Origin of the sequence: Halalkalibacter akibai JCM 9157 (genome assembly GCF_000513135.1) — a bacterium.
GTDB lineage: Bacteria > Bacillota > Bacilli > Bacillales > Bacillaceae_D > Halalkalibacter > Halalkalibacter akibai.
In genome coordinates, this window is record NZ_BAUV01000060.1 from 1 (window position 1) to 18,493 (window position 18,493).

16 protein-coding genes are annotated in these 18,493 nt (G+C 34.4%); 5 read left to right on the forward strand and 11 right to left on the reverse strand.

What is annotated here, in order from left to right:
- Positions 1-594, forward strand: a 594-nt coding sequence (locus tag JCM9157_RS20400; RefSeq protein WP_035667738.1) for a CBS domain-containing protein, incomplete at its 5' end; no start/stop codon positions are given.
- Positions 595-660: 66 nt separating this feature from the next.
- Here JCM9157_RS20400 and JCM9157_RS20405 read toward each other — a convergent pair.
- Together JCM9157_RS20405 and JCM9157_RS20410 are read right to left on the reverse strand one after the other, a co-directional pair.
- Positions 661-3,243 (reverse strand): helicase-related protein, encoded by a 2,583-nt coding sequence (locus JCM9157_RS20405; RefSeq protein WP_035667740.1) that lies wholly within the window; start codon positions 3,241-3,243, stop codon positions 661-663.
- Between the two features lie 241 nt (positions 3,244-3,484).
- The gene (locus JCM9157_RS20410; RefSeq protein ID WP_035667742.1) at positions 3,485-5,107 is read right to left on the reverse strand and encodes a Na/Pi cotransporter family protein; all 1,623 of its coding nucleotides are present in this window, start codon (positions 5,105-5,107) and stop codon (positions 3,485-3,487) included.
- A 254-nt stretch (positions 5,108-5,361) separates the two neighbouring features.
- Here JCM9157_RS20410 and JCM9157_RS20415 point away from each other — a divergent pair, with 254 nt between their 5' ends.
- Both JCM9157_RS20415 and JCM9157_RS20420 read left to right on the forward strand, forming a co-directional pair.
- Positions 5,362-5,673, forward strand: coding sequence for a DUF3892 domain-containing protein (locus tag JCM9157_RS20415; RefSeq protein ID WP_035667744.1), 312 nt, complete (start codon positions 5,362-5,364; stop codon positions 5,671-5,673).
- Positions 5,674-5,827: 154 nt separating this feature from the next.
- Entirely contained in the window at positions 5,828-6,559 is a 732-nt protein-coding gene (locus JCM9157_RS20420; RefSeq protein WP_035667747.1) for a YqcI/YcgG family protein, read from the forward strand.
- A gap of 45 nt (positions 6,560-6,604) precedes the next feature.
- Here JCM9157_RS20420 and JCM9157_RS20425 read toward each other — a convergent pair whose 3' ends face one another.
- The 3 genes from JCM9157_RS20425 to lepB all read right to left on the reverse strand — a co-directional run bounded on the left by JCM9157_RS20425 (position 6,605) and on the right by lepB (position 9,150).
- Positions 6,605-7,279, reverse strand: coding sequence for a hypothetical protein (locus JCM9157_RS20425; protein ID WP_035667750.1), 675 nt, complete (start codon positions 7,277-7,279; stop codon positions 6,605-6,607).
- A 125-nt stretch (positions 7,280-7,404) separates the two neighbouring features.
- Positions 7,405-8,343 carry an acetamidase/formamidase family protein gene (locus JCM9157_RS20430; protein ID WP_035667752.1) on the reverse strand — a complete coding sequence of 313 codons (939 nt, stop codon included), beginning with the start codon at positions 8,341-8,343 and terminating at the stop codon, positions 7,405-7,407.
- 192 nt (positions 8,344-8,535) lie between these two features.
- Positions 8,536-9,150, reverse strand: coding sequence for a signal peptidase I (gene lepB, locus JCM9157_RS20435; protein WP_148296928.1), 615 nt, complete (start codon positions 9,148-9,150; stop codon positions 8,536-8,538).
- Positions 9,151-9,369: 219 nt separating this feature from the next.
- Between lepB and JCM9157_RS20440 the strand changes: the two genes are divergently transcribed.
- Positions 9,370-9,639 (forward strand): hypothetical protein, encoded by a 270-nt coding sequence (locus tag JCM9157_RS20440; RefSeq protein WP_175576999.1) that lies wholly within the window; start codon positions 9,370-9,372, stop codon positions 9,637-9,639.
- Positions 9,640-9,750: 111 nt separating this feature from the next.
- Here JCM9157_RS20440 and JCM9157_RS20445 read toward each other — a convergent pair whose 3' ends face one another.
- The 6 genes from JCM9157_RS20445 to JCM9157_RS20470 all read right to left on the reverse strand — a co-directional run bounded on the left by JCM9157_RS20445 (position 9,751) and on the right by JCM9157_RS20470 (position 17,485).
- On the reverse strand, positions 9,751-11,526 hold the full coding sequence (locus JCM9157_RS20445) for an SLC13 family permease (protein WP_035667754.1): 1,776 nt from the start codon (positions 11,524-11,526) through the stop codon (positions 9,751-9,753).
- Between the two features lie 239 nt (positions 11,527-11,765).
- Positions 11,766-12,053 carry a hypothetical protein gene (locus tag JCM9157_RS20450; protein ID WP_035667756.1) on the reverse strand — a complete coding sequence of 96 codons (288 nt, stop codon included), beginning with the start codon at positions 12,051-12,053 and terminating at the stop codon, positions 11,766-11,768.
- Positions 12,054-12,230: 177 nt separating this feature from the next.
- Positions 12,231-12,758, reverse strand: coding sequence for a YceI family protein (locus JCM9157_RS20455; protein WP_035667758.1), 528 nt, complete (start codon positions 12,756-12,758; stop codon positions 12,231-12,233).
- A 199-nt stretch (positions 12,759-12,957) separates the two neighbouring features.
- Positions 12,958-14,793 carry a UbiD family decarboxylase gene (locus tag JCM9157_RS20460; protein ID WP_035667760.1) on the reverse strand — a complete coding sequence of 612 codons (1,836 nt, stop codon included), beginning with the start codon at positions 14,791-14,793 and terminating at the stop codon, positions 12,958-12,960.
- Positions 14,794-14,969: 176 nt separating this feature from the next.
- On the reverse strand, positions 14,970-16,574 hold the full coding sequence (locus JCM9157_RS20465) for an ABC transporter permease (protein WP_035667762.1): 1,605 nt from the start codon (positions 16,572-16,574) through the stop codon (positions 14,970-14,972).
- On the reverse strand, positions 16,574-17,485 hold the full coding sequence (locus JCM9157_RS20470; RefSeq protein ID WP_035667764.1) for an ABC transporter ATP-binding protein: 912 nt from the start codon (positions 17,483-17,485) through the stop codon (positions 16,574-16,576). The genes JCM9157_RS20465 and JCM9157_RS20470 overlap by 1 nt, the downstream gene beginning before the upstream one ends.
- Before the next feature lie 167 nt (positions 17,486-17,652).
- Between JCM9157_RS20470 and JCM9157_RS20475 the strand changes: the two genes are divergently transcribed.
- On the forward strand, positions 17,653-18,087 hold the full coding sequence (locus JCM9157_RS20475) for a TetR/AcrR family transcriptional regulator (protein ID WP_369384781.1): 435 nt from the start codon (positions 17,653-17,655) through the stop codon (positions 18,085-18,087).
- Positions 18,088-18,493 lie beyond the last annotated feature (406 nt).

Below are 18,493 nucleotides of genomic sequence, written 5' to 3' on the forward strand. Positions count from 1 at the left end.
TTAACTTTGTTGGATCCAACTATGACAATTGGTGAATCCCTCTCTATTTTTGGTAAATCTCATTATAGTCTTCCAGTCGTTGCAGACGGTACGTTCCTAGGCATCCTAAGTAAACGCTCTATTCTTAGCTATTATGAAACCCAGCCAGACACGTTAACATTGAAAGAATTACATCAGCATAACATAGGACCTTGTATTGACAAAGAGGCGATTGAGTTTGTTGATTTAAAGAAAAGTCATTTTGAAGATTGTCTGCCGATCATTGTTCGTTATCCATTTGTACCCGTTGTAGACGGAGAAGAGTTTGTTGGTATTATTAAACGTTCAATCATTGAACAAACGTTAGAATCTTGCTTTGGTGTTGGAGTCAAAGGAATTAGAATTTTACTAGGTGTTCATGATTCTGTAGGAACCTTGCTTGGGATTGCTAAAATCATTAACAAATATAATGTCAATATTATTTCTGACATTGGGTTTGAAGCTGATTCAAATTATTTAAGAAGATTACTTATTAAAATCGAGGAAACCCCAAAATTATCAAAAATACTTCATGATCTAGATAAGCATGGCTACCGGATACTCGAAGTCGAGTAGATCATTTTACCGTAACGGCACCTTATATAAGGATCTAATGCCCCTATATAAGGTGTTTACTTTTACTTACCTATAAGATCTTCTATTTCTGTAATGTCCTTGATCCCTTTTTTTATGTCTAGAAACATAACAGGAATCACAAATGGTGAATGCATGGTCCCAGTGCAGCCTTTGACCACAATGCTTGCATTTTTTCGTTAAATTCTTAACATCATTTTTTAAATATTCATGCACACCATCACTAATCTCTTCTCGTACCCGCTCCCAGTAAATGGCCTCGGTTCTTTGATCTAATCTATATAGAAAAAGTAAGTGGAGTCCAATCGATTTATAAGAAAGTTCCATTTCCTCAAGAGTGCCCGTTGTAATTTGCGGTTCAGGAAGCTCAACCCCCTTTACAATCGCTCTCATCTTTTCTTGCCATTGTTCAACAAGACCAGGATCCTTTGTTGAGAATGGTAAATGTAAAAAACCGTATAGATCCATCATGGATAACCTAGCTTCTATTTCAGTTCCTTTAATGCTCTCATAAAGCTCTCTTTCTTCTGATAAAGAAGCTTTTTTTGTTCCTTTAGGGCTATCAAACTTTTCCCATAACTCAAAGAACGTACCTAAATCACGATAATATTTCTGAAATCGTTCAAACACAGATGTTGTTGGAGCAATCGCAAACGTTTGGATAGAATCATCCTCTTTTTGAAGAAGATGTTTCATTAACTTAATATCTGCTGAAAAGGCCACTTTGCCTACATCATATAAGCCTTTCCGACCTGCACGTCCAGCTATTTGTTTCACTTCCTGTGAGGTAAGCCTGCGTCTCCTCGAACCATCAAATTTATCATTTTCTAAAAAAGCAATCCTTCGTATAGGTAAATTTAATCCCATTCCAATCGCATCAGTTGAGACAATAACGGTGGTCTCACCATCAATGAAACGCTGCATTTGCTTTTTTCTCGTTTCTGGTGGCATACTGCCATAGATCATACTTACTGAATAGCCATTCTTTTGAAGTCTTGAGGCGGTTTCAAGTACCCTACGTCTTGAAAAACAAACTAAGGCATCTCCGTTTTTTGTTTGATTCATATTAAATTCTTTTCTCTCAACTTTTAATGGGATATCACGGCTGTAATCAAATATCTCAACATTTTCTGCATCTCCTAAAAGTTGGAGAATCATTTTCTCTACATTTCGACTACCAATAATATGAACCTCGTCAGCATTGGCTTTTGTAATGGCTTTGTACCAAGAAAATCCACGATCTTTATCAGCAATCATTTGAGATTCATCTATAACAATGACGTCATACGATTCTTTTTCGTAAAACATTTCAACTGTACAAGAATGATGTTTTGCACCTGCTACCGTCTTTTCTTCTTCCCCAGTTTTTAATGCACACGGTACTCCATTCGCGTTTAGCTTATCATATACCTCTAACGCAAGTAGTCTTAAAGGAGCTAAATAAAGGCCACTTTTAGCCTTCATCATTCTTTCAAGAGCATGATGTGTCTTTCCAGTGTTCGTCTCACCTATGTGTAAAACATATGAAATACTCCGTCCAGCAGAAGGTCTATATTCACGACCGAAAATGTCATCAAGTATTCTAGTTTCTTCTTCCTGTTTCTTACGGATTTCCTCTTCCTCTTCTTGTTTCTTCTGTTCTCGGTCTAATAAATCTTGTTTGTATCTTTTTTCATGTTCCACTGGATCGTATGCAACCTCAGAGAGTCTCAAAAGATCTTGAAAAAGCTCCGATTGAATTAACGAAAAGTATTTTTTATGCCAATGTTCAAGTGATAACTCTACAATCCCTTTCACTTTGGATGCTTTTAAGGGTTCACCGTACAATTCATGGTATTCTGTAATAATGTCATCAGCAATGTATGGAATGACTTGTTCACTAACACGTTCTAATAAGATATATGAAAGAAAATGATCATATTCATAAAAATATGATTCATATTCCCAATAAAATGCTTTATGAACTCGTCCAGTTAATTCATCAAAAAATTTTGAAACAGTAAAATAATCATCTGGATTAAACGGACCTATGCTTTCAAGTTGTTCTTCTATCCGAACCGTATCAATAATTTTATATTTTGGTTTAGTTGTTAGATCGTTTTTCAACTTAACACTTACTCGGTGGCGTATATAAAGGTACGTGGTTAGTTCTTGTTCTTCCATCAGCTTATTTAATGCAGCTACTACTCCGTTTTGAATCCCTTTTCGCTTTTGTACTTTCTCTTCTTCATCTAAGAATTGAGCATATTTTTCTTTTGCCTTTCTATACTTATCTTCCCAACCTTTAAGGTCATTGGAATATAATTTTTTTAACCATTCAAGAACTTGAAATGGTTTAAAATCTCTCATTTCATTCCTAAACAAGCGATTTAAAATCTTTTTGTCGATCCCCTCTACTTCATAATTTCTTTCCTGCAGAAGCGCCTTTTTTTCTTTTTTTGAGATATCATTTGTGACTTTATTTAACCAAACATTCATCCAAATTTGTTCCAGGTAGTTTACCCGGTCTGATATGTACTTCTCAAAAGGTGGCAATGTATCTAATGTTTCAAGGTAACGATCCATATCTTCAAGAACTTTAATCTTAGTATGTTCAACAGCTTGTGGATACACGCTCATTAGCTTATTCATGTGTGTGCTCCTTTAATAATCCGACTTGTATTTGTATAAAAGTATGAAGATGTTGTATACCTTTCATTGTAAGTCTAAACGAATGAAGCAAGCAAATTAGTTGTTTTACTTTTTATATTTCACTGTAAAGTATTATTACTTTTATCATACGAGAAAACCTTGTTTTTATGCACTCAGTCCACTCCAATTAAAATTTTAAATAGAAAAAAACGGCTGGTTTCAGCCGTTTTTTAGTGGTACTTTATTCTTCCCCAATAACTACTTCCGCAATGTTTACTGCGTGATCACCAATACGTTCTAAGTTACTTACAATGTCAACATAAATAATTCCTGCTGAACCCGTACATTTGTTTTCATTAACACGTGCAATATGTTTCTTTCTTAAATCTCTTTCCATTTTATCAATCTTTTCTTCTTTCTCAAGTACAGATCTAGCTTCTTCGATATTATTTGTCTCCAATGATTTAAACGATTGTCTAACAGTCGAAAGCGTTAAATCAAACATCTCATCTAAATCTGCGATCGCAGAATCAGAAAATTTCACTTTGTTAGCAAGTTGAGATTCAACAAGCTCCATGATGTTTTCCATATGGTCTCCAATACGCTCAATGTCTCGAATTGTATCCATCAAAGTGGAATGAAGTCTCGAATCCTCATTAGACAGTGAGTGAGAAGAAAGTTGGACCAGGTAATCTGTTATCTTCCGATCTAAATTATTTATGGCATCTTCAAATTGAGGGATTAATTCTCCGTGTTTCTTGTCATGAGTCTTCATATATTCTCCGACTGCTTCTAGGCCTTTTTCAGACAACTCAGCCATTCTTAACACTTCTTTTTTCCCTTGTCCTAATGCAATTGAAGGAGATTCTCTTATAAATCTCTCATCTAAATGAAGTGCCTTATATTCAATTGCTGAATCTTGTCCTGGAATAATCTTTGTTACAATTATAGCAAGCATTGCAATAAATGGTAATTGAATTAACGTATTAGATACATTAAAGATTCCGTGCGCAAAGGCAATTGTCATTTCTGGATTAAGTGCTAGTAGATCTTGCAAGCGACCTATTAAGTACAAATAAGGGATAAACAAAATTAATACAATTACTGTACCGATCAAGTTGAAAATAACATGCGTTAAAGCAGCTCTTCTTGCAGCAATAGAAGCACCTAGAGAGGCTAAAACAGCGGTTATCGTCGTACCAATATTATCCCCAAACAAAACAGGTAAAGCTGCCTGTAAGTCCATCAATCCTTGTGAATATAAGGTTTGCAATAACCCAATTGAAGCAGATGAACTCTGAACAATCATTGTAAACACAGTTCCAATTAATACACCTAAAAGGGCATTTTCACTCATACTAACAGTTAAATCTGCAAATGCTTGAACATCTCTTAATGGTTTCATGGCATCTCCCATTAAATTCAAACCATAAAAAAGAGCTCCGAACCCAAAGATAACTTGTCCATAGTTGTTTACTTTGTTGTTTTTAAAGAAGAAGATTAAGAATGTACCAACCGCGATAATCGGCAATGCAAATTTAGATATTTTTATACCAATAATAAAGGCGGTTACTGTTGTACCTATGTTAGCTCCCATAATGACACCAATAGCTTGTTTTAATGTCATAAAACCAGCATTAACTAACCCAATTGTTAAAACCGTTGTTCCAGTACTTGTTTGTAGAAGAATCGTTACAAATATTCCTGCAAAAACACCCATAATTGGATTGGTCGTGAAACGATCTAATATCTCTCTAAGTCGGTCACCAGCAGCTTTTTGTAGGCCGTCCCCCATATATTTAATACCAAATAAGAAGATCCCCAAGCCTCCAAAAAACATAAACAATAATGTCTGTAAATCCATTTCATCAACCCTTCTCATCGTCTCTCGACAAATTTCTACAAAGTTACAATCCCCTTATATATATTAAGAAATTGTGAACTTAATGTAAAGAAACGAATTGTAAAGATTTTGTAAAGATATTGTAAAGGTTATCTATAGTTTCAGTGATTAGTTATTCCCCCTTTCATTTTACTTATTATCATTTTGCTTAAAAATCTGTAAAAACATGAAATTAATCATTTTGGAGAAAGATAACGAAAAAAGGAGGAGTTCAGATGAAAAATGACCGTTTTGAACAAATATATGAGCAATATCGTACACAAGGCCAAATTGAAATGGCAGAGGATATACAACCTTTAAGAAGCGATCAAGAAGAAGTTGTTGCTGTACGAAAAAATGAAGATGGTGATTTGATAGCATTTAAAACGAACACAGGAAGAGAGTTAGATTACTTAACGGCATTAACAGAAGCAAAACAAGGAAAATTAAACCATGTAGACGTTTTTCATAAATACGGAAGAGATATATTAAGAAGTGAACCAGATGGAATAAAAGAAAATAACTTAGATCAATTACCGACCTTTTAAATTTGGAAATCATAGTTATCTTCACAAATGGACTCTGTAGGCTTAATGAACACATTGCTTGCTGAGTCCAACACAGTGATGCTTCAACTAGTTCGTTAATCATAATACTCACCTAATAAACATTGTTTCATATGTTAACGTTAGGAGGTAGATTATGACTTTATTAACTAGCCTAGAAGTAACACAATTAAAGGATTGGAAGAAAGATGCTTACATTAAGTTTAAAGAAAAAATAACAGACACTATAAAGCCATTTCCCTGCATCCCAGCTGTACAGTCATTCTACCAAAACCATTTAAGATTCTCTTTTATTAACGATCCTAGGAATCAACAAAGCACCTCTCAATTGGCAAACATTCTTAGAGAATATTCTTTACTATCGAGATCTTTCGGAAAATATTCAACTCTGATAGTCTTTTTTCAAACCCCAAACGATTTAAAAACAAATACCATTTTAGAGTTTGAAACGTTGTTCTGGTCACAGCTCACACAGCTACATGAACTTGACCAGCAAGAATGGCCAGAGTGTATCCCTTTATCCCCTACAAATCCAGAATGGGAATTTTGTTTCCATGGTGAGCAATACTTTATGTATTGTGCCACTCCAGCTCATAAAAATAGAAACAGCCGTTCCTTTCCTTATTACATGTTCGCAATTACTCCAAGATGGGTATTAGAAGAATTTCAATCTACACCTTCTTATTCAAAAAAAATTAAATCACATATCCGAAAACGATTATCAGAATATGATGAATTACCACCCCATCCGAATCTAAATAGTTACGGCAAACAAGATAATTATGAGTGGAAACAATATTTTTTACACGACACTCCATCCTCTTTAGATGCTTGTCCTTTTCTGAAATCACTAAAAAAGAAGGAGTAATAGCATGAAAGCTACAAATCCTTCTTTTTATGTATTTCATAAGTCTTAATAATCAGTATCTAAACTTTTAATTGAATCCATATGACTTGCAATCATAGCAATAATCGTACTAGCTTCATCTTTACTAAAAATAAAATTAAATTCATCTTTTATTAAATCATCATCTTCTGTTCTGACTCGGTTGATTCTCTGTAAAATTCCGTCTCCTGTTTCTTGAATGACACCAAATTTATAAGTGATTTCAAGAGCCTCTTCATCATCAATATAAGCAGTGACCTCAGGAGTTTCCCATTCGACGTCCAATGTCTCATAATCGTCGTCTTCTTCCTCATCGTCTAAATAATATTTATCTTCTTCATGTACATCATCTGAATCATACTCATCAACAACTACATAATCATCTTCATCATCATTCATAAAATCGTGAAAACTCTCATGGACTACGTCAATAATATCTTCAATATCCTCAAGAATAGTTCTTGAAGTTAAATCTAAATCTAAATCATAAGATTCAATATAAAACTCGTTATTAAAAGGATCAAAAAATAAAGTACAGAAATATTCACGGTCCAGTTCTTCTGTTTCCACAAAAAATTCTATACGTGGATGCTTAGCACCCTTGTCGATTGACATATGACCTATTTGATCATACTTCTCACAAATTGATTCTAAATTATCTTGAAGTTCTGCAGAAACTCTATCAAACCAGTCTAATGTCATAAAATTCGCCCCTTCATCTAATCATAATAACTTTTAAATAACTTCTAATACTAGTGTGGACTTTAGCAATGATTTTCAATCATAAAAAAAACAATAATTTCAAAAAGAGGCGGAATTTCTCTCCTTTAACGAAGTACTCCGTTCGGCAAGATAGCATGAACTCCTTTTACTTGATTTACTATTTGTGTAATTCTTAAATCAACCGAAACGCTTGCTAATGCAGTAGCCTCAACTTTGTCAACATCATATAACTGTTGAATTAAAGCAATCATTTCATCTAATGCCATAACAGTCGCTTCATTTAAATCCTCATGGAATCCAAAAGTCACCCAACCTGTGGGCGTTTTCGCTCTTGGCATTTTAAGTGACAAATCTTTATGTACAATAAATGTTAAATCAACTACATCCATTGGGCATTCTATTGCTTGTCCTGATACTTCACCATCACCTTGAGCAGCATGACCGTCTCCTACTGAGAATAATCCCCCTTCTACCACAATGGGGAGAAACAACGAACTCCCTTTAACAAGTTCCTTACAATCAATATTGCCACCACAGTATCTAGGAGGAATGGTTGAATGCATACCTACTTCTTTAGGTGCTGTTGCCATCACACCCATAAACGGGTTTATTGATACCGAGAATGATTTGTTATTCCTAACTGTAGTAGCGATCATTTTCTCACGATCAACATTCCAATCAAGTCTTATTTCTTTACTTTGGGTTAAACCAAGTTTATTATTGTGCCAGTTATCTTTCCCACCTGCACAGTTCCATCCATACCAACCTGGAATTAAATCGTTAATTTTTATTTCTAATGTAAATCCAGGCTTCGCTTCTTCAATTGCGATAGGTCCTATAATAGGATGGCCCCAATATTCTTCCTTTTCACGTGAAGTATATTCTGTTCTTTCCCCATTTTTATCGTTATAACCCCATCCAATATCGACAGTTGTGTATTCAACCTGATCTCCTGATTGAATGGTGAGAATTGGTTTATATGTATGATTAAACGAACCATGTAAGTGATTTGAGTTTGCCTTAATCCAATATTTATTCCCCAAAATTTAAACCTTCTTTCGATGTTAATAATTTCAACTGCAACTATCTCTATAATTATACAATAAAGAATTAAGTTATTAGTTATTTGCTCAACCTGGATTGAATTTTTGATTATATCTTCACTCTTATAACAATAGCCCGATTCATTTTTGTTAAAAAAATAAAATCGGGCTATTGTTATATTAAAGTGCACTTTACAATAGATTAAATCTATGAAAAGGATAAAATCGTAATACCACTTTTCCGACTACATTCTCTACTGGAACTGGTCCAATTTCTCTACTGTCAGAACTGTTATTCCTGTTATCTCCCATCACAAAAATATGATCCTCAGGTATGATAAACAACTCATCAGGTAACCGCATTTCCTCTTTTATATAATCTTCAACTAGTAAGTCACCGTTTCTATAAATATGTCCATCATTAAATTCAATTGTATCTCCCGCTTCACCTATAACACGTTTTATCCATATGTTTCCTTCATTACTATATTTGTTCGAAAAAAAGGCCAGAATAGGACTATCAAAAAACTGATCTTTAAGTGTTCTAATTTTATCAACTCTACTATCAATTATAACCATTTCACCATATGCAGGCGCGTTCCCCATTAAATATGCGCTTTTAAATACGATGATTCGATCTCCAACCTTATCGGTATCTAAAAGACTTTCTCCCGCAAGTGTAGGCTCCATAGAACTACCACTGACAATATAGGGCTGAATAAAGAAAATGTTAAGCCAACTTGCAAATAACAAAGCTAATACAACTGCGTTTCCAACCCTTACATAATTAATTGTTTTTCTAGACATCATTATCACCTCTCATTTTCTTTTTTTCCATAATTGAGTGGTAATATAACTCCCCTATACTATTAATTATGTTTCTATTTTTATTTTAGATCTATGCTTAGGCTCTTCAATAGGAACCAACTAGGCTATTTTCACATTTTCATAATTGTATGAATAAGCTGTATAAATATCAAAGTGGACTTATGAACAAAAAATTGCTTTGAAAGGAGTGATGAATAAGTGGCTAGATACAGAAGTAAACCTGTGATAGTTGAAGCTGTAAAGATCTCGAGAACGATAACAATCGAGACAACTGAAGGTTCCTTAAAAGGATATCCAGGAGATTATCTCATAACAGATGCAAATGGTGATCAATATCCATGTCAGGCAGTGAAATTTGAATCCACTTACGAAAGAATTAGAGACGGTGTAGATGTGAAATCTCTATTTTTACGTTCGTTAAGAAAGTTTAAAAGAAAGTCTAAAGAATTATTCCAGACAAAATCTTAAATTACCTTTCAATTGGATTAATTAATGCTAAACAGTTCATAAGTACTATAAGTAGTCGTTATTATCATGTAGCGACTTTTTTTTGAGCATAAAAAAAGAGGCATACGCCCCTTATACAACCCAAACATAATAAACAATTCCAACTGTCACTATCAAATAAATAATATTTAGTGGAATGCCGATCTTTAAGTAATCCGAAAAACGATATCCACCTGGACCATATACAATCAAGTTAGTTTGATATCCAATTGGAGTAGCAAAACTAGCAGAAGCTGCAATGGCAATCGTTACAAAAAATGCCATTGGTTCAACTGATAACTGTTCGGCTACATGTAAAGAAATCGGAAACATTAACACAGCCGCAGCATTGTTTGTTATAATTTCCGTAAAAAAACTTGTAAGGAAATAAACAACAAAGATAGCCCCTATCACACCAAAACCTTGTGTAATTTGAACAAAATGGTTAGCAATCAAAGCAGCAGCCCCAGTTTGTTCTAAACCAATTCCTATCCCAATTGCACAAGCAATCACGATCAATACATCTAATTGAATAAATTTTCTCGCTCCCGTAAAAGAAATAACTTTCGTTGCAAACAAAATGACTACTGCAAGGAGTGCGGCTTTGAACATCGGCAAGATCTCAAATGCTGCAAGCAGAATCATGGCTAGCAATGTAAAAACGGCAATGAATGATTTTTTAGTGTCGATAATCTCAGGTTCTTCTACCGCTGTCAATAGATAGAAGTCATTTGTACTTTTCCATCTTTTAATAAAATCTTTATTCGTTAAAAGTAGTAACGTATCACCAGGCTTTAATTTAATATCTCCAACCTTACTATTAATTCTTTCTTCATTTCGATGAACTGCAACAACACCAGCATCGTATTTACTACGGAATCCACTTTCCTTTACTGATTGATGTATTAAAGAGGACTGATGCGAAATAACAGCTTCAATAAGGGAAGAAGTTCCGTTTTGTAAATCCCCCAATTCCAAATCAGTGCCTGTTTCAACCTTTAATCCTTTAATATTCTGTAATTCAACAATTGTAGAGAAAACTCCCGTAAAGATTAAACGATCATTTTCTTTTAATTTATAGAAAGAAGACACAGGAACTGTCTTCTCACCATTTCTAATTACTGCTATCAAGTAGAGCCCTTTTAAATGTCTAAGTCCGGCATCCTCAATTGTTTTACCAATTAAAGGAGAATTCACTTCTACACTTGCCTCAGAAAGATATTCTTTCGAAGTTTCTTCAAACGATTCTTCAGACGTTTTTCTCTCAGGTAAAAGTTTGTATCCAATCGTAATCATAAAAATTATTCCTAGAATACTAGCTGGAATACTGACAATTGCTAATTGGAACATCGTAAAACCACTTAATCCTCTTTCCAACATAAATCCATGAACGACCAGGTTAGTTGATGTTCCAATTAACGTCCATGTTCCACCAAAGATAGTTGCATAAGACAATGGTAACAAGAATTTAGATGGCGATATATTGTGTTCTTTACACCATTTTCGGACAACAGGAGTAAACATCACGACAATAGGAGTATTATTTAAAAAAGCAGATAATCCAGTGACTGGCAGCATCATTCGAAATAAAGAACGTCTTTGACCTTTTCCATTCCCTAACGCTATTAAAACAAGCTTATTTAGTACTCCACTTTGCTTTATCGCACCAGCCACAATAAATAAAAGAGCAACCGTTAACATCCCTTCGTTAGAAAAACCCTTCAATGCATCTCCTGGAGCTAAGACACCTCCAAGAACTAAAATCGCCAAACTGAAAAATAAGATAAAATCCGGTCGTGCAACTTCTTTAACCAAACAGATGAGCATCCCCAAAACAATTATTAACACAAACCCGATCTCAAAGCTCATCTTTTCCAACTCCTCATATTTAATATAATAAACAAACTCGACCGATAAAACTTATGAGTTTAGTTGGTTTTAAAGTGTAGAAGAAACCGCATCATCTTTTAAGTGCTGGTGCTTATATTTACATTAAGTTTAGTTTATTATTGATATAGTATTCTTACAATTCAGATTTGTCAAGTCGGTTTTTAAAAATAGGGTACTAATCTAAATAAAAGATTATAGTACCCTATGATCAGATTAAATTAACTAAAGAAAGCTAACAAAAAACTGATTATCAAAATTAATAATGAACTGACTAGTAATGGACTAAGTGATAGCAGTTTATTTCCATTTTTAGGAACATAATTCCCTAACGTTTTCATTGCAAGATGAGCTTCGGTTGCTGTTCCTCCAGTAGATAGCAAAAGACTGAGTGCACCAACCATAAAGGCAATATTCACCCATTGAATATTTAAATACAAACTTATTCCGAAGCTTATACCACTTAAAACTAATAATAATATCAATGTTGTGATTATGAATTGTTTCATGCTACACACCTCTCTAACCATTCATTTTATAAATAATATAATAGGAAGTAAAGAGGCTTTTTAATAACGTTTAATTTAAAACGTTCTAGTGATAACGAGCCTGCCTGCGTTTCAAACAAAATTTAAAAACCATTAATCATCAATAAATGATTAATGGTCTCCACAATCTATTACTTTTTATTCAACTACAAACTCAAAGTTAGCGCTTAATTTTACGTCTTTCCCTATCAACACTCCACCAGTTTCAAGTGCAGCATTCCAAGTTAATCCATAAGATTCTCGGTTTATTTTTCCTTCAACATCAAATCCGGTAACCATGCTTCCATCCATCGGACTTTTCGACAAACCGTTATACTCAACTTTAAATGTTTCCGCATTAGTGACATCTTTGATCGTTACTAAAGCTGTTAATTCATATTCTTCATCGCTAATTTTCTTGATAGATTGACTAGCAATCTTAATAGTCGGATAAGATTCTGTATCAAAGAAATCACCTGAACGCAAATGACCATCACGATCATCATTATTTGTGTCGATAGAAGCAACATCAACAGTCAAGTCAATCTTTAAAGCTTCTAAGTTTTCGAGATCCCCTTCAATTTGAACGTCAAATTCTTTGAATTCACCCTTGGTTTTTGACACCATCATGTGCTTTACTTGAAACCCCACACCACTGTGTACTTTGTCTAATTTGAAAGTTGTCATTTTGCATTCCTCCATAGATTAATAATGTGATAAAGAATAATTAGTTATAACTATCTTTTTTACCTATACTTACTTTATGTAATTAACTATATATTGGTTAAGGTTATCCGTCAAGTAATTTTATATATAGAATGGGTCTCTAATAAAAAAGAAAAAACACCTCTTTTTCAGAAGTAACTCTGTAAAAGAGGTGTTGCTTTTAGTTTATTTTAATAATACTTAGACTAGCTCCATTAACAAAAAATCGTTCAATGCTTTTTTCGACTTGTGAATCTGGAATCAAAGGAGGTGCGTGATGTGGTTTTGATCGTGCATCAATAATCATTATATCGCAACCCCAATGTTTATTTTCATATTGACTGTTGATACCATGAATGTCGTGTGAAGGATTACTTCTCGTAAAGGTTGCCCATAAAAAGTTACTTATCGTTTCACTAAAAAACTCACTATCATCACATAAAACAATGACAGGACATGATTGGTCTAGTCCAGAATTATTTAAAGCCTCATCTAACTTTTCCATTTCTGCTTTAACATCTTTATCATTTGTGAACTTATCACCTTGTATAGCAACAACTCCTGGCATAACTAAGCGTGGATTTGAAAACTCTTGCAATCCATATAACACTTCTGGGACTTTTGTACACAATTCACGCCTTTTATCCCCATAAGCAGCGATAACAACTTTGCTACCTGTATTTAACCCTGTTCCAGAATAATCCAATGTGTCGATTGTCGTATTGGTTTGAAAATGGATATCTCTTTGAAGGTCAATTCTTTCGAGTATATATGATAAAAATTCAACCTCTTTATGAGTATCGAGGGAATTGCCATCTTCTGCAGTGATAAAAAGGTACTTCGCTAAGCTTAATTGCCCAGTTCCTAATATGCGATTAGCAATCGTCAAAAGCTCAGCTGGTTGTTTAGTTGTTTGATACGGTGTGTACCGTTCGCTTCCAATTGCAAACAATAAAGGGTGTACCCCTGCAGCATCGACAGCATGGACTTCCTTCACACCCGGTATTTCTGTTTTGATCGCGTCTCCTGTTAACTCGTGAATCAAATCACCAAATGCCGTGTCTTCCTGAGGCGGACGACCAACAACAGTAAAAGGCCAAATAGCATCGGGCTTAGCATAGACTTTATGAACTTTAAATAAAGGAAAGTCATGTATTAAGCTATAGTAGCCTAGATGATCGCCAAAGGGGCCTTCTGGTTTAGTCTCATCAGGATGAATTTCACCAGTAATGACAAAGTCAGCGTCATTACTAATACAAAATCCATCAATATAACTATAACGAAAGCGTCGACCAGAAAGTAATCCAGCAAATGTCATTTCACTTAATCCCTCAGGTAGTGGCATTACCGCCGCTAAAGTATGAGCAGGGGGACCTCCAATAAAGATACTCACTTTCAACGGCTTCCCCAGGCGATTTGCTTTTTCTTGATGGATTCCTATACCGCGATGAATTTGATAATGTAAACCTATTTCTTTATTAAGTTCATAATCATTTCCACTTAGTTGAACACGATACATCCCTAAGTTCGAATTCATGATCCCTGGTTTATCAGGGTCCTCGGAATACACTTGTGGTAATGTAACAAAAGCACCTCCATCATCTGGCCAGTGGTGAATAAGAGGTAAATCAGAAATTTCGATTACTTGAGTGCTTACAGGAAGACTAGTTGACTTTTTTTGAGGTAGTGCTTTAGAAGCAGCTATACCAGTACTTAAATGTTTAAGAGGGTTTTTCAACGCACTTATAGGATCATTTCTAAGTCCAACTACATTTTGAGTAGAGTCCCAAGTTTTTCTAAAAATAAATTTACTTCTTTCAACGGTTCCAAATAGATTAGAAACAGCACGAAATTTTGATCCCTTTACGTTTTCAAATAATAATGCAGGACCTCCCGCCTCAAACACTTTTAAATGAATAGCCGCCATTTCAAGATGCGGGTCTACCTCTTCATGTATACGAATTAAATGGCCATTTTTTTCTAGATCAATTATACATTCTTCTAAATTTGAATACATTTTTAAGCTCCTAATTCTAATACTTGTTAAAGATTATTATATATGTTCTTTTGTTCAATGTCTTCTTTGGAACTCGAAAATATAATGAACAAGTAAATTTATTAGACATAAAAACTAACCCTAAGGTAATTAAACCCTTGGGTTAGTGATTGCAATATAGTATTAATATTTATACATTAGCCCGCGATATCTCTTTTTTTATAAGCAATAAAACCAATATTAACAAGTAAGATTGCCAAAACGGTTAGCACTGTAATATTCAAATAGTTAATCTCCTCGACTGGCAATTTCGGAATATAAGCATAAGGAGACAATTTGCCCATCCATTCCGGAAATGGCAATAAATTCCCTAAATAAACCACTAGGAACGAATAGCCTAAATACAACCAAATAAAACTTGTGAACTGTGGGAATAATCCAATTAATAATACCGTTAAAGCAATCATAAACCAAATTGCGGGCAAGTAAATCATTGCCGCTTTAAACATGGTGAAAAAAGAAATCGGATCATCCATCACAACTGTCGCAGCTGACCATAGCCCTATAAAAGCTAAAAACAGCATAAAAAAACCAGAAAAGAAAGATAGAAGAAAATAACTTCCTATTACATTATAACGGGATACAGCTCCAGACAATAAGTTTTCAGTTCGATTCTTTTTCTCCTCCCCTTTCAGTTTCAACATCATCATCAGAGCTGGAATTGTACAAATCATCGAAATTATGGACATGAGCATCGTTAAAAATTGTTCAGTCATTGTCAAACCTTCTATAGGACTTAGCATTTGACTCATCATTTCATTACTTTCTATAAAAGCTTCTAAATCTCCCAAAATAGAACCATAAGATACCCCTAATATATACATTCCAATAGCCCAAGCGATCATGCTTGTTCTCTGAAGTCTAACAGCCAGGCCAATAGGATTTTGTAAAAAACGAGATGCTTGCTTAGGACCAGGCCTTGTGGGAAGAAAACCCGAATTTAAATCACGAATTGAGTTTAAATAAAATGTAATAAGAGTAATAAGAACTGCTGATCCAACAGTGAAAATTACGGGCCACCAATAATTATTAACATATACTTCTGTACGTAATATTAAACCTAGTGGAGAAAGCCAAGATAGAGGTTCATGACCAACATCCCCTATTGCTCGAACTATATAAAACACCCCTAGTACGGTAAAAGAATAACCAATTGTGCCTCTTGAACTATCAGAGAGCTGAGCAAACATACCCGTAACAGCTGCAAAGTACATTCCTATTGACCCAATGGCTGCTCCATATAAAAGTGAGCCAACTAAATCTATACTCTCAATTCCTAAACTAGTTAAACCAAATCCAATTGCAAAAGCTATAACAATGTTTAAAGCGAACATAACAGATAGAGTAGCACTAATATTCGATAGACGACCAACAGGTAATGCTCTAATTAATTCGACTCTTCCCTCTTCTTCATCTAACCTTGTATGACGTGCAACAAGTAGAATGCTCATAATCGCAACCACAATAGCCGTAAATAGAAGCATTTGATGCGCCATCATTGGTCCCTCTATATAATGATCTAACCCATAACCTGGTCCAACCATAGCAGTCATCGCAGGATTTTTCATTGTTTCAGCAATTGCCTGTCTCTCTTGCTCAGACTGATAAAGATCAGTAAATGCAGCAGCTGTTACAAGTGTAATAATAGTTAAGGAAATGATCCAGATCGGCATCCGGACTCGGTCTCGTCTTACAATAAATCGAACTATGCTTCCCGTTTGGTTGTAGAGCTGCTTCCACATTATGATTCGCCTCCTACTCCTTCGTTTTGACCATTATCTTTATAATGGCGCATAAATAAATCTTCTAAGGTAGGAGATGAGCTTTCTAGTTTAGTTAATCCAAATTGACTTACATACTTCATGACAGAATCAAGATTTTCTGCATCAACTTGTAAAGATAACCCTTTGTCCACTGTTCGTATCTCATGTACTCCTGTTACATCACTTAAAGCTGTAATAGGATTTTTTGTCTCGATCAGTAAATTTAATCTAGTTAAGTGGCGTAGTTCTTCGAGTGTACCCGTTTCAATCATTTTTCCTTGTCGGATAATCCCTACCTTATCACACAGCTTTTCAACCTCTGATAAAATGTGACTAGATAGCAAGACACTTTTCCCTACTTTTTTTGCTTCTAGGACACATTCTTGAAACACTTTTTCCATTAAAGGATCCAACCCAGATGTAGGCTCATCTAGAATATATAAATCGGCATTTGAAGCGAATGCGGCTACTAAGGCTACCTTTTGCCTGTTGCCTTTAGAATACGTTCTACATTTCTTGGTAGGATCAAGGTTAAATCTCTCAATTAAATCTAATTTATTAGTATTAATTTCTGTCCCTCTTAATTTCATAAAAAGGTCAATCACTTCACCACCTGTTAAATTCGGCCATAAGTTCACATCTCCTGGAACATAGGCAAGGCGCTTATGAATTTCAACTGCATCATTCCAGGCGTCTTTATCAAAGATTTTCGCTTCTCCTTCGGTTGCTTGTAAAATCCCTAACAAAATCCTAATAGTTGTAGATTTCCCTGCACCATTAGGACCAATAAAGCCATAAACCTCTCCCTGATCTACTTGTAAATTAACCCCGTCTAACGCCTGAAATCTCCCGAACTGCTTTCTAACATTCGTTATTTTTACAATCGACATGTTTGGGCTCCTCTTCACTTAGATATTTTCATTTTCTTTAGTTATGAACTATTTTTACTTATATAGTTCATAATATATATAATTTTTCAGTTTGACAAGAGTTTATGAACTATTTCATTTGTTTTATTACATAAATTTGTTTACACTACTAACAAGAGGTGAACTGTATGAACGGTTTTGAACGAAGGAAAGAATTAAAAAAACAACATATATTAAAAGCTGCATTAGCTTTATTTATGGAATATGGAGTACAAAAAGTCTCAATTACAGAAATAGCAAAGCAAGCCAACGTTTCTCAAGTCACTATTTATAATTATTTTGAAAACAAACATACCCTAATCCATGAAGTGTTCATATATTACGTTAATCAAGCTTCATCAGATTTTGAGAAAATAGTTTATGGTGACTTACCATTTCCAGAGAAAATCAAAAAAATTATTTTTAATAAAGCAGAGGTTGCCAAACAAATCCACGAAGAATTTTACCAATATATGATGAAGGAATATACAGTTGAAGGCAATTATATTGAGAAAATATACGCAGAAAAAGCCATTCCCTATTTTACAGAATTGTTTAATCAAGGAAAAATTGAAGGTTTATAGACCCGAACCTTTCTGATGAAGCCATATTATTTTATATACATATGCTTAAGGACTACATTCAACGCGAGGATATTTACCAAAAAATATTACCTCTAACTGAAGATATAACAACTATTTTCTTTTATGGAATAATTGGCAATAGAAACGATAAAAAAATCCAAGAAAAATAAAAAGAATCCTCCCTTCATAGAGAGGATTCTTCTGTATTCTCAATTCCATTTTACATTTGTTAAATACTTTTCTTTTGCTCACAGTTAATATAGGCCTTACCTTCCATTCCTCTATTAGTACGATACGTGAAATTATTTAAGGTATTGTGAATTTAAGGGTTATGAAACTCATCAAGGGGCACAATCTCCCGAAACATACAAAAGATAAACTTACCTTAGAATAATCATTGCTAATA